Origin of the sequence: Streptomyces dryopteridis (assembly GCF_049606955.1) — a bacterium.
GTDB lineage: Bacteria > Actinomycetota > Actinomycetes > Streptomycetales > Streptomycetaceae > Streptomyces.
This window is the reverse complement of the sequence record NZ_CP187113.1, coordinates 5,327,994-5,339,625: the sequence shown is the minus strand read 5'-3', so window position 1 is coordinate 5,339,625 and position 11,632 is coordinate 5,327,994. Positions and strand designations below refer to the sequence as shown.

12 protein-coding genes are annotated in these 11,632 nt (G+C 73.7%); 1 reads left to right on the top strand and 11 read right to left on the bottom strand.

Going from position 1 to position 11,632, the window contains the following annotated elements; translation table 11 throughout:
• Window positions 1–116 precede the first annotated feature (116 nt).
• The 11 genes from yajC to pgsA form a co-directional block, all read right to left on the bottom strand.
• Window positions 117–593 carry a preprotein translocase subunit YajC gene (gene yajC / locus ACN20G_RS22965; RefSeq protein ID WP_424214694.1) on the bottom strand — a complete coding sequence of 159 codons (477 nt, stop codon included), beginning with the start codon at window positions 591–593 and terminating at the stop codon, window positions 117–119.
• Window positions 594–726: 133 nt separating this feature from the next.
• Window positions 727–1,836, bottom strand: a complete 1,110-nt coding sequence (gene ruvB, locus ACN20G_RS22960; RefSeq protein ID WP_424214693.1) for a Holliday junction branch migration DNA helicase RuvB — start codon at window positions 1,834–1,836, stop codon at window positions 727–729.
• 26 nt (window positions 1,837–1,862) lie between these two features.
• Window positions 1,863–2,492, bottom strand: a complete 630-nt coding sequence (gene ruvA / locus ACN20G_RS22955) for a Holliday junction branch migration protein RuvA (protein ID WP_424214692.1) — start codon at window positions 2,490–2,492, stop codon at window positions 1,863–1,865.
• Entirely contained in the window at window positions 2,489–3,019 is a 531-nt protein-coding gene (gene ruvC / locus ACN20G_RS22950) for a crossover junction endodeoxyribonuclease RuvC (protein ID WP_424214691.1), read from the bottom strand. The genes ruvA and ruvC overlap by 4 nt, the downstream gene beginning before the upstream one ends.
• A gap of 120 nt (window positions 3,020–3,139) precedes the next feature.
• A complete protein-coding gene (locus ACN20G_RS22945) occupies window positions 3,140–3,892 on the bottom strand; it encodes a YebC/PmpR family DNA-binding transcriptional regulator (protein ID WP_424214690.1) in 753 nt (250 codons plus the stop codon).
• Window positions 3,893–3,943: 51 nt separating this feature from the next.
• Window positions 3,944–4,543 carry a pyridoxal 5'-phosphate synthase glutaminase subunit PdxT gene (gene pdxT, locus ACN20G_RS22940; protein WP_424214689.1) on the bottom strand — a complete coding sequence of 200 codons (600 nt, stop codon included), beginning with the start codon at window positions 4,541–4,543 and terminating at the stop codon, window positions 3,944–3,946.
• On the bottom strand, window positions 4,543–5,454 hold the full coding sequence (pdxS, locus tag ACN20G_RS22935; protein WP_424214688.1) for a pyridoxal 5'-phosphate synthase lyase subunit PdxS: 912 nt from the start codon (window positions 5,452–5,454) through the stop codon (window positions 4,543–4,545). The genes pdxT and pdxS overlap by 1 nt, the downstream gene beginning before the upstream one ends.
• A 204-nt stretch (window positions 5,455–5,658) precedes the next feature.
• Window positions 5,659–6,207, bottom strand: coding sequence for a hypothetical protein (locus ACN20G_RS22930; RefSeq protein WP_424214687.1), 549 nt, complete (start codon window positions 6,205–6,207; stop codon window positions 5,659–5,661).
• A 37-nt stretch (window positions 6,208–6,244) separates the two neighbouring features.
• A complete protein-coding gene (locus tag ACN20G_RS22925; protein ID WP_424214686.1) occupies window positions 6,245–7,420 on the bottom strand; it encodes a glycosyltransferase family 4 protein in 1,176 nt (391 codons plus the stop codon).
• Window positions 7,417–8,331, bottom strand: coding sequence for a phosphatidylinositol mannoside acyltransferase (locus ACN20G_RS22920; RefSeq protein WP_424214685.1), 915 nt, complete (start codon window positions 8,329–8,331; stop codon window positions 7,417–7,419). Before ACN20G_RS22920 ends, ACN20G_RS22925 begins: the two co-directional genes overlap by 4 nt.
• Complete coding sequence (gene pgsA / locus ACN20G_RS22915; protein ID WP_424214684.1) at window positions 8,331–8,990, bottom strand: phosphatidylinositol phosphate synthase; 660 nt, start codon at window positions 8,988–8,990, stop codon at window positions 8,331–8,333. Before pgsA ends, ACN20G_RS22920 begins: the two co-directional genes overlap by 1 nt.
• Before the next feature lie 285 nt (window positions 8,991–9,275).
• On the opposite strand from pgsA, the gene ACN20G_RS22910 reads away from it, so the two are divergent.
• Window positions 9,276–11,498, top strand: a complete 2,223-nt coding sequence (locus ACN20G_RS22910) for an elongation factor G-like protein EF-G2 (RefSeq protein WP_424214683.1) — start codon at window positions 9,276–9,278, stop codon at window positions 11,496–11,498.
• The last annotated feature ends 134 nt before the right edge of the window (window positions 11,499–11,632 follow it).

Below are 11,632 nucleotides of genomic sequence, written 5' to 3'. Positions count from 1 at the left end.
GGTCGGCGCGCGGACGGCCACGAAATGTGTGTGGGGACCCCTGCCCCCCGCAGAAGTGTGTGCGCGGGGACCGCGGCGGGCGTCGGTCGGACGCGTGCGCGGTCCCCGCCGGCGCCTTACTTGGCGCCGGTGTCGCCGTCGGTGCCCTTGTCCTTGGCGTCCTTGGCCTCGGGGGTCTCGTCGGCCTTGGTCGTGTCGGCCGGGGCGTCCTTCTTGCCGAGGTCGAGCTTGGGGGCCTCGTCGGCCTCGATCAGCGAGGAGGCGTCGTCGGGGACGACGGGGGTGTCGATGTCGAGGTCGCCGGCGGGAGCGCCGTGGACGATGCGGTTGTACTCGTCGTCCTCCAGCACGGCGCCGATCGCGTTCTTGGCGTAGATGGCGTGCACGCCGGGCGCGATCTCGAGGGTGACGGTGTCGTCACCGACCTCCTTGACGGTGGCGTACATGCCGCCGATGGTGCGCACGCCGGTGCCGGGGGTCATCTGGTCGCGCATCTGCACGGCCTGCTGCTGCTTCTTCTTCGCGGACCGCGTCATCAGGAACATCACACCGATGATCAGGATGAACGGGAGGTACAGACCGATGCTGTTCACGGAAAGGTGTTCCTTCGCACGACCGCGTGGGAGGGCGGCCTTCTTCTACGGGGGTGGGCTGCCGACCGTGCAATGGTCAGCATCGGCGGAGTCTAGGCGAGTCCGCACCGTTGAAACAACGGCCGGCGTGTCATCACGGTTCCCGCGGGGTACCGGGCGCCCCGAACAACCCCTGTTGTCCCGTGGATTCGCTTCCGACCCCCCGAACCCCGCCGCTGACCTGCTGCGGGGGCACCAGGCCGAGGTGGGCCCAGGCGGCCGGGGTGGCGATCCGGCCGCGCGGGGTGCGGGCGAGGAGTCCCTCGCGCACGAGGAAGGGCTCGGCGACCTCCTCGACGGTCTCGCGCTCCTCCCCCACCGCGACCGCGAGGGTGGACAGGCCCACCGGGCCGCCGCCGAAGAGCTTCAGCAGGGCCTCCAGCACCCCCCGGTCCAGGCGGTCCAGGCCCCGGGCGTCGACCTCGTAGACCTCCAGGGCGGCGCAGGCGATCTCGCGGGTGATCGCCCCGTCGGCCCTGACCTGCGCGTAGTCGCGGACCCGGCGCAGCAGCCGGTTGGCGATCCGGGGGGTGCCCCGGGAGCGGCCGGCGATCTCGGCGGCGCCGGCGGTGTCGACGGCCACGTCGAGGAGGCGGGCGGAGCGGTGCACGACCCGGCCGAGTTCCTCGGGGGTGTAGAACTCCATGTGCCCGGTGAAGCCGAAGCGGTCGCGCAGCGGGGGCGGCAGCAGACCGGCCCGGGTGGTGGCGCCGACCAGGGTGAACGGCGGCAGTTCGAGGGGGATCGCGGTGGCCCCGGGGCCCTTGCCGACGATCACGTCGACGCGGAAGTCCTCCATGGCCATGTAGAGCATCTCCTCGGCCGGCCGGGACATCCGGTGGATCTCGTCGAGGAAGAGCACCTCGCCCTCCTGGAGCGAGGACAGGATGGCGGCGAGGTCCCCGGCGTGCTGGATGGCGGGGCCGGAGGTGATCCGGATGGGGGCTTCCATCTCGGCCGCGATGATCATGGAGAGGGTGGTCTTGCCGAGGCCGGGGGCGCCGGAGAGCAGCACGTGGTCGGCGGTGGCCCCGCGCGCGCGGGCCGCCTTGAGCACGAGGTCGAGCTGTCGGCGGACCTTCTCCTGGCCGACGAACTCGCCGAGGTCCTTGGGGCGCAGCGCGGCCTCGACGGCCGTGTCCTCGCCGTCCGCCGCCGCGGCGACGATCCGGTCCTCGCCGTTCTCCTCGTGGAGGGGGTTCACGGGTGGGTGTCCTTGTGTTCGGAGGGTCAGCGGGCGCGGTTGAGGGTCTGAAGGGCCGCGCGCAGCAGCTGGGGCACGGGGGCGGAGCCGGTCTCGGCGAGGGCGGCCTCGGCCTGGGGGGCGACGGCGGCCACGGCCTCCTCGGCCTCGCGGGCCGGGTAGCCCAGGCCGATGAGGGCGGATTCCACCTGTTCGGCCCAGGGGGCGGGGCCGTGGGCGAGGGCGGTGCGGGGGGCGACGACGCCGGTGCCGAGCGGGGCGCCGAGCTTGTCCTTGAGTTCCAGCAGGAGTTTCTGGGCGCCCTTCTTGCCGATGCCGGGGACGGCGGTGAGCGCCTTCTCGTCGGCGGAGGCGACCGCGGCGCGCAGGGCGTCGGGGGTGTGGGTGGCCAGCATGGCCTGGGCGAGTCGGGGGCCGACGCCGCTGGCGCCCTGGAGGAGTTCGAAGACCTGCCGCTCGTCGTCGTCGGCGAAGCCGAAGAGGGTCAGGGAGTCCTCGCGGACCACGAGGGAGGTGAACAGGCGGGCGGTCTCGCCCACCCTGAGGGCGGCGAGGGTGCGGGGGGCGCACTGGAGGGCCATGCCCACTCCCCCGACCTCGACGACGGCGACCTGACCGGTGACGGCGGCCACCGGCCCGTTGACGAACGCGATCATCGGACGCGGCCTTTCGCGGTGTGCAGGGCGACGGCCTGCTGGAGTCGGTTCTGGGCGGGGGCGCGCCAGATGTGGCAGATGGCCAGGGCGAGGGCGTCGGCGGCGTCGGCGGGTTTGGGCGGCGCGTCGAGCCGCAGCAGCCGGGTGACCATGGCGCCGACCTGGGCCTTGTCGGCCCGGCCGGAGCCGGTGACGGCGGCCTTGACCTCGCTGGGGGTGTGCAGGGCCACCGGCAGGCCGCGCCGGGCGGCGCACAGCATGGCGACGGCGCTGGCCTGGGCGGTGCCCATGACGGTGCGCACGTTGTGCTGGGCGAAGACCCGCTCGACGGCCACCAGGTCGGGGCGGTGCTCGTCCAGCCACTGCTCCAGGCCGGCCTCGATGGCCACCAGCCGGTCGCCGATCTCGGCCTCGGCGGGGGTGCGCACGACGCCGACCCCGCGCATCGTGAGCGGGCGCCCGGGCACCCCCTCGACCACGCCGACCCCGCACCGGGTCAGGCCGGGGTCCACCCCGAGTACGCGCACCGCACCCCTCCTTCGTTCACCTGTTTGTGCCGGGAGGCAGGTTACGCGCCGCCACCGACAAAACCGCGACGGGCCGGCGGGGGGTGTGTCCCCGTCGGCCCGTCGCGGATGGCGTGTCGCTCAGGCGTCGACCTTCTCCATGACCTCGTCCGAGACGTCGAAGTTGGCGAAGACGTTCTGCACGTCGTCGCTGTCCTCCAGCGCGTCGATCAGCTTGAAGATCTTGCGCGCGCCCTCCTCGTCCAGCTCGACCTGCATGGTCGGCAGGAAGTTGGAGTCGGCCGAGTCGTAGTCGATGCCGGCCTCCTGGAGCGCGGTGCGGACCGCGACCAGGTCGGTGGCCTCGCTGATCACCTCGAAGTTCTCGCCGAGGTCGTTGACCTCCTCGGCGCCCGCGTCCAGGACGGCGCCGAGCACGTCGTCCTCGGACAGCTCGCCCTTGGGCAGGACCACGACGCCCTTGCGGTTGAACAGGTACGAGACCGAGCCCGGGTCGGCCATGGAACCGCCGTTGCGGGTCATGGCGACGCGGACGTCGGAGGCGGCGCGGTTGCGGTTGTCGGTGAGGCACTCGATGAGCACCGCGACACCGTTCGGGCCGTAGCCTTCGTACATGATCGTCTCGTAGTCCACGCCGCCGGCCTCGAGGCCGCCGCCGCGCTTGACCGCGGAGTCGATGTTCTTGTTCGGGACCGAGGACTTCTTCGCCTTCTGGATGGCGTCGAAGAGGGTCGGGTTGCCCTCGGGGTCCGCGCCGCCGGTACGCGCCGCGACCTCGATGTTCTTGATCAGCTTCGCGAAGAGCTTGCCGCGCTTGGCATCGATCACGGCCTTCTTGTGCTTCGTCGTAGCCCATTTAGAGTGGCCGGACATCCGCCTGTCTCCTTCGCTCAACCATCTGTGTTCTCGCCCGATCCTATCGGGTCACGGGAGTCGGGTCCCCGCGCGCGTCATCTCGACGAACAGCGCGTGTACCCGGACGTCCCCGGTGAGCTCCGGGTGGAAGGAGGTGGCGAGGACGTTGCCCTGGCGCACGGCGACCGTGTGGCCCTCGTGCACGGCGAGCACCTCGACCCGCGCGCCGACCGACTCCACCCACGGGGCGCGGATGAACACGCCCTCCACGGGGCCGCCCTCGATGCCGGCGAAGTCGACGGCCGCCTCGAAGGACTCGTTCTGCCGGCCGAAGGCGTTGCGGCGCACGATCATGTCCACGCCGCCCAGGGTCTCCTGGTCCTCGCGGCCGTCGAGCAGCTTGTCGGCGAGCATGATCATGCCCGCGCAGGTGCCGTAGACGGGCATCCCGGCGCGGACCCGCTCGCGCAGCGGCTCCAGCATCCCGAAGAGCACGGCCAGCTTGGACATGGTGGTGGACTCGCCGCCCGGGATCACCAGGCCGTCGACCTCGGCCAGTTCCTCGGGGCGCCGGACCGGCCTGGCCACGGCGTCCGCCGCGGCCAGGGCGATCAGGTGCTCCCGGACGTCGCCCTGGAGTGCCAGGACACCGATCACGGGAGTGGTCATCACCAGCCCCGGTTCGCGTAGCGCTCGGCCTCGGGCAGGGTGTCGCAGTTGATGCCGACCATGGCCTCGCCCAGGTTGCGGGAGGCGTCGGCGACGATCTTCGGGTCGTCGAAGAAGGTGGTGGCCTTGACGATGGCGGCGGCGCGCTTGGCCGGGTCGCCGGACTTGAAGATGCCGGAGCCGACGAACACGCCCTCGGCGCCGAGCTGGCGCATCAGGGCCGCGTCGGCCGGGGTGGCCACGCCGCCGGCGGAGAACAGCACGACGGGCAGCTTGCCCAGCTCGGCGACCTCCTTGACCAGCTCGTAGGGGGCGCGCAGGTCCTTGGCGGCGGCGTACAGCTCGTTGTTGTCGAAGCCGCGCAGGCGGGCGATCTCGTTCTTGATCTGGCGCATGTGGCGGACGGCCTCGACGACGTTGCCGGTGCCGGCCTCGCCCTTGGAGCGGATCATGGCCGCGCCCTCGGCGATGCGGCGCAGGGCCTCGCCCAGGTTGGTGGCGCCACAGACGAAGGGGGTGGTGAAGGCCCACTTGTCGGAGTGGTTGACCTCGTCGGCCGGGGTGAGGACCTCGGACTCGTCGATGTAGTCCACGCCGAGGGACTGGAGGATCTGGGCCTCGACGAAGTGGCCGATGCGGGACTTGGCCATGACGGGGATGGAGACCGCGTCGATGATGCCCTCGATCATCTCGGGGTCGGACATCCGGGCCACGCCGCCGTCCTTGCGGATGTCGGCGGGGACCCGCTCCAGGGCCATGACGGCCACGGCGCCGGCGTCCTCGGCGATCTTGGCCTGCTCCGGGGTGACCACGTCCATGATCACGCCGCCCTTGAGCTGCTCGGCCATGCCGCGCTTGACGCGAGCGGTACCGGTCTCAGGGGTCTGCGGGGTGGGGGACTGCGTGCTCACGGGGACCTCACTCGAAGAAGGAACGGGGAGCACCGGTGGTGCTCCGAGGAGGAGCAAACTCCCGTGGGCCGGGCCACTGCAAGGGCCAATGTGGGAGCGGTGGCCCCTTTGGACCCGGCCACCTGGCCCCCACCCGGGCCACATCGGCCCCATCGGCCCCCTGGCCGGCCGGATCTCACCCTTTCGGCCGGCGCCCGTTTCCCGTCAGGGGCGCTCGGCGAGGTGCGCCGGGGGCTCGTCGTCCATCTCGAAGGCCAGCGGGAACGGGGCGTGGCCGGCCAGCCGGAACCAGCGGACCTTGCGGTGCCGGCGCAGGGCGCGGGCGGCGCGGACCGCGTCGTTGAGGAAGCGGCGGGCCATCGGCACCCGGCGCACGGCCGCCGCGAGCTCCAGGGCGGCGGCCTCGCCGCCCGGCGCGGACTTGAGGGCCTCGACCTGGTCGGCGTCGGCGAACACGGCGCGCAGGGCCTGGCTCAGTTCGCTCTCGGCCACCTCCCTGCGGTCCTCCTCGGCCTGCCGGGCCGCGTGGGCGGCCTCGTAGAGCACCAGGGAGGAGGCGGGGTCCAGGGCCCCGGACGCGGCCACCTCGGCCACCACCGAGGAGCGGCGCAGCAGTTGCGCGTCCAGGGCGGCCCGCGCGGCGTCCATCCGCGTGTGCAGCCGGTCCAGGCGGCCGGCCGTCCAACTGAGGTACACGCCGATGACGCCGAGGACCCCGAGAGCGAGGACGACCCACACCACTGTTTCGATCACGCCGGGTGACTCTACCGGGCCGGCCCGGGCGGCCCGTTCAGAAGCCGGAGGAGCCGCCTCCGGAGCGGCCCATCCGGGTCCGCAGCGGCACCTTCTCGTCGGGTCCGACGGCCGCCGCGCCCTGGGTGACGGTCTCGTAGACGGCGAGGATGTCGGCGCCGACGGTGGTCCAGTCGAAGCGGCGCACGTGGGCGGAGCCGCGTTCGCTCAGCTCGGCGCGGCGTTCGGGCGAGCGCAGCAGGGCGACGGCGGCCCGCGCGAGGTCCTCGGCGTCCTCGTTGGCGAAGAGCTCCCCGGCCGCGCCCTGGTCGAGGACCTGGGCGAAGGCGTCGAGGTCGGCGGCGAGGACGGGCGCCCCGGCCGACAGGGCCTCGACGAGGATGATGCCGAAGCTCTCGCCGCCGGTGTTGGGCGCCACGTACACGTCCACGCTGCGCAGCAGGCGGGCCTTGTCCTCGTCGGAGACCATGCCGAGGAACTCCACCCGCTCGCGCAGTTCGGGCGGCAGCGTGGCCACGGCCTCCTCCTCGTCCCCGCGCCCGGCCACCAGCAGCCGCACGTCGGGGACGGCGCGGACGATCTCGGGGAAGGCGGCCATGAGCACCGGCAGGCCCTTGCGGGGTTCGTCGATGCGGCCGATGAAGCCGAGGGTGGTGCCCCGCCACTCGGCCTTGGGCTCGGCGGCGGCGAAGAAGTCCACGTCCACGCCGTTGGGGATGACCACGGCGTCGCCGCCGAGGTGTTCCACCAGGGTGCGGCGGGCGTACTCGCTGACCGCGATCCGGGCGCTGATCTTCTCCAGGGCGGGCTGGAGGATCGGGTAGGCGGCGATCATCGCGCGGGAGCGGGGGTTGGAGGTGTGGAAGGTGGCCACGATCGGCCCCTGGGCGGCCCAGCAGGTGAGCAGGCCGAGGGAGGGCGAGGCGGGTTCGTGGATGTGGACCACGTCGAAGATCCCGTCGTGCAGCCAGCGGCGGACGCGGGCGGCGGAGAGGAACCCGAAGTTGAGGCGGGCCACCGAGCCGTTGTAGGGCACCGGGACGGCCCGGCCGGCGGAGACCACGTAGGGCGGCAGCGGGGTGTCGTCCTCGGCGGGCGCCAGGACGGACACCTCGTGGCCGAGCCGGATCAGGTGCTCGGCGAGGTCGCGGATGTGGAACTGCACCCCGCCAGGGACGTCCCAGGCGTACGGGCAGACGATGCCGATCTTCACGTGTGGTCCCCTCGGGGCCGGGGGTCGAGGTCCGCCGACCACAGTCGCTGGAGCATGTGCCAGTCCTCGGGGTGGGCGGCGATGCCCTCGGCGAAGGCGTCGGCCACGCGCTGGGTCATGGCGTGGGTCTTCTCCCGGCGGGTGCCCTCCGCGGGCACCTCGACCTCGGGGTGGAACCGGCCGCGCATGACGGGGCCGTCGTAGTGGAGGGTGACGGGCAGCAGCACGGCGCCCGTCTGCTGGGCGAGCAGGGCGGGGCCGGCGGGCATCCGGGCGGCGGAGCCGAAGAAGTCGACCTCGACCCCGGAGGAGGACAGGTCGCGGTCGGCGACGAGGCAGACCAGGCCGCCGGCGCGGAGCCTGCGGGCCAGGGTGCCGAAGGCGGCGCCGCCGGTGTGCGGCAGCACCTCCATGCCCAGGCTCTCGCGGTAGGCGACGAACCGGTCGAAGAGGGAGGCCGGCTTCAGGCGTTCGGCGACGGTGGTGAAGGGCACCCCGAGGTGGCCGGTGACCCAGGCGCCGGCGAGGTCCCAGTTGGCGAGGTGCGGCAGGGCGGCCACGACCCCGCGACCCGAGGCGATGGCCTCGCGCAGCCGGTGGTCGTCCTCCAGTTCCACCGCGCGGCCGAAGCCCTTGGGGTCCATGGCGGGCAGCCGGAAGGACTCCATCCAGTACCGCAGGTAGGAGCGCATGCCCGCCCGCGACAGCTCGCGCAGCCGCTCAGGGGAGGCGTCCGGCACCACCCGGGCCAGGTTGGACTCCAGGCGCAGCACACCGGCCCCGCGCCGTCTCCAGGTCGCGTCGGCGACGGTGCGACCGAGGGCGGCGGCGGCCGGGGCGGGCAGGCGCCTGACCCCGGCCCAGCCCGCCGCGTAGGCCCCGTCGACAAGTCTCTCGCGTGCCGTGGGCATCAGGCGGTCGCCTCCTCGCCGGCGACCGCGTCGGCCTCGGCGGCCTCGCGGCGCACCGTGACCACGCGCTGGATCATGGTCACCAGGGAGCCGGCCGCGACCACCCACAGGGCGATCGGCAGCAGCACCCCGATCCACGAGGGCACCCCGAAGAGCTGGAGACCCGACAGGCCCGCCGCGACGAGGGTGATGACGAGCCGTTCGGCCCGTTCCACCAGCCCGTTGACGGCCACCGGCAGGCCGATGGCCTCGCCCCGGGCCTTGGTGTAGGAGACCACCTGGCCGCTCGCGAGGCAGAACACGGCCACGGCGCACAGGGTGTTGTCGGCGCCGCCGCCCGCGTACCAGAGGGCCAGCCCGCCGAAGATCGCCGAGTCGGCCACCCGGTCGAGGGTGGAGTCGAGGAAGGCGCCCCACCGGCTGGAGATGCCGGCCTGGCGGGCCATGTTGCCGTCGACGAGGTCTGAGAAGACGAAGAGGGTGATCGTGATCACCCCCCAGAAGAACTCGCCGCGCGGGAAGAACCACAGCGCGCCCGCCACCACGCCGGCCGTGCCGATGAGGGTGACCGCGTCCGGGCTCACCCCCCGACGCAGGAGGAACGCGGCGAATGGTGTGAGAACACGCGTGAAGAATGCACGCGCGTACTTGTTCAGCATGGCCTTCCCGGGGTTCGGTGGGCCCGCGACCCCTCGGCGGCGGGCTGGGTCCCCTTCGACCGGTGGAGCCGGCGGAGGGGGCCCGGGTCGGCTGTGGGGCCGGCCCCGCCCATCGTAGCCGGCCCACGTGGGCCGCACGGCGTCCGCACCTCGGCCGCACCCGCCGGGGGCGGCGGGCGTACGTCATCTGGACGCGGTGTGGAGGTGGTGCAAAGCTCGAATGGCGCACTTCCGTCGAGATCGGTCCCGCGCGGACGATCCGCCGACGAACGGGAGGAACACGTCATGGGAGCCGGCTCCGCACACCATCAGCCCCCCGGCGCCGCGGGCGGCGCCCCGACGGTCGACCACCCGCGCGCCCTGCGCAACGTGGTGCTGGTCGGCCCCACCGGGTCCGGGAAGACCACCCTCGTCGAGGCACTGGCACTGGCGACCGGGGCCATCACCCGGGCCGCCCGCGTGGAGGACGGGGGCACCGTCTCCGACCACGACGAACTCGAACAGCGCCGGCACCGCTCGCTCCAGCTCTCCCTCACCCCGGTGGCCTGGGAGGGGCTGAAGATCAATCTGCTGGACACCCCCGGCCGGTCCGATTTCACGGGCGAGCTGCGGGCCGGACTGCGCGCCGCCGACGCCGCCCTGTTCGTGGTCTCGGCGGCCGAGGGCGCCGAGGGCCCGACCGGGGCGGTGCGCGGCCTGTGGGAGGAGTGCGCGGCCGTGGGGATGCCCCGGGCGATCGTGGTGACCCACCTGGAGGCGGCCCGGGCCGATCTCGCGGCGGTGCACGCGGCCTGCGGCGGCCTCTTCGGCGGGGCGGACCCGGACTCCGTGCTCCCCCTGCACCTGCCCCTGCACGGGCCGGCGGGTCCGGACGGGCACGCCCCGGTGGTGGGGCTGATCGGGCTGCTGTCGCGGACGGTCCGCGACTACTCGGGCGGCGTCCTGGTGGAACGGGAGCCGACGGCGTCGGAGGCGGCGGCCCTGGAGCCGGCGCGGGCCCGGCTGATCGAGGGGATCATCGCCGCGAGCGAGGACGAGTCCCTGATGGACCGCTACCTGGCGGGCGCGGAGATCGACCTGAAGACCCTGGTGGACGACCTGGAGCGGGCGGTGGCCCGGGGCGGGTTCCACCCCGTGCTGCCGGCGGCCCCCGGCGGCGCCCCGGAGGCGCGCGGGCTGGGCACGGCCGAGCTGTTGGAGCTGATCGCGGGCGGTTTCCCCTCCCCCGAGGAGCGGGCCCCGCTGCCGGTGACCGGGCCGGACGGGAGCCCGCGCCCCCCGTTGCCCTGCGATCCGGAGGGCCCGCTGGCCGCCGAGGTGATCCGCACCTCCTCCGACCCGTACGTGGGCCGGGTGAGCCTGGTGCGGGTGTTCTCGGGCACCCTGCGGCCGGACGCGGCGGTGCACGTCTGCGGCCGGGGGCTGGGGCGGACGTCGGACCGGCCGCACGAGGCGGACGAGCGGGTGGGGGCGCTCACCTCTCCCTTCGGCCGGCACCAGCGGCCCGTCCCGGAGGTCCTGGCGGGCGATCTGGCGTGCGTGGCCAAACTCGCCCGGGCCGAGACCGGGGACACCCTCGCGGCGAAGGAGGAGCCGCTGCTGATCACCCCGTGGGACAGTCCGGACGCCCTGCTGCCGGTCGCGATCCGGGCGCACGGCAAGGCCGACGAGGACAAGCTCTCGCAGGGGCTGGCGCGACTGCTGGCCGAGGACCCGACGTTGCGGCTGGAGCAGAACCCCGACACCCGGCAGTTGGTGCTGTGGTGTCTGGGCGAGGCCCATCAGGAGGTGGCCCTGGAGCGGCTCCGGGGTCGGTTCGGGGTGCGGGTGGACGCCGAGCCGCACCGGATCGGGCTGCGCGAGACGATCACGGCGAAGGGCGTCGGACGCGGTCGGCACGTGAAGCAGTCCGGGGGCCACGGGCAGTTCGCGATCTGCGCGGTGGAGGTGGAGCCGTTGCCGACGGGCAGCGGGATCGAGTTCGTGGACCGGGTGGTGGGCGGGGCGGTGCCGCGCGCCTTCGTGCCCTCGGTGGAGAAGGGGGTGCGGGCGCAGGCGGCGCGGGGGCTCGCGGAGGGCCGGCCGCTGGTGGACCTGCGGGTGACGCTGGTGGACGGCAAGGCACACGCGGTGGACTCCTCGGACGCGGCCTTCCAGACGGCCGGGGCGCTGGCGCTGCGGGAGGCGGTGGCGGCGGCCGGACCGGCGCTGTTGGAGCCGGTGGCGGCGTTGACGGTGTTGGTGCCGGACGAGTTCGTGGGTCCGGTGATGAGCGATCTGTCCGGGCGGCGCGGCCGGGTGGTGGGTTCGGAGCCGGCGGGGCCGGGGCGGACGGTGGTGCGGGCGGAGGTGCCGGAGGCGGAGATCGACCGGTACGCGGTGGACCTGCGGGCGCTCAGTCACGGCAGCGGGCGGTTCGGGCGGGGGCACGCGCGGCACGAGCCGGTGCCGCCGGGGGCGGTCGCCCGCTTGCGCGAACTGGCCGAGAAGGGAACGGAATTGACATAACGCCACATTCCGTTCGGGGTCCTGTTCGAGTGCGGGCGCGCGTTTTCCGGTCCCGTCGCCGTGGCCCGATCTCCGCCGATAGGCTCGTCCGTCGGCGGGGAAGACACATCGGGTGGGCCCGGCAGCGACGAGCG

What these genes read in the sequence shown, in the direction of transcription:
- ACN20G_RS22945 (WP_424214690.1), bottom strand. Translation starts at nt 3,892, where the DNA reads ATGTCCGGCCACTCTAAATGGGCTACGACGAAGCACAAGAAGGCCGTG.
- ACN20G_RS22920 (WP_424214685.1), bottom strand. Translation starts at nt 8,331, where the DNA reads ATGCCCACGGCACGCGAGAGACTTGTCGACGGGGCCTACGCGGCGGGC.
- ACN20G_RS22910 (WP_424214683.1), top strand. Translation starts at nt 9,276, where the DNA reads ATGGGAGCCGGCTCCGCACACCATCAGCCCCCCGGCGCCGCGGGCGGC.
- pdxT (WP_424214689.1), bottom strand. Translation starts at nt 4,543, where the DNA reads ATGACCACTCCCGTGATCGGTGTCCTGGCACTCCAGGGCGACGTCCGG.
- pgsA (WP_424214684.1), bottom strand. Translation starts at nt 8,990, where the DNA reads ATGCTGAACAAGTACGCGCGTGCATTCTTCACGCGTGTTCTCACACCA.
- ruvA (WP_424214692.1), bottom strand. Translation starts at nt 2,492, where the DNA reads ATGATCGCGTTCGTCAACGGGCCGGTGGCCGCCGTCACCGGTCAGGTC.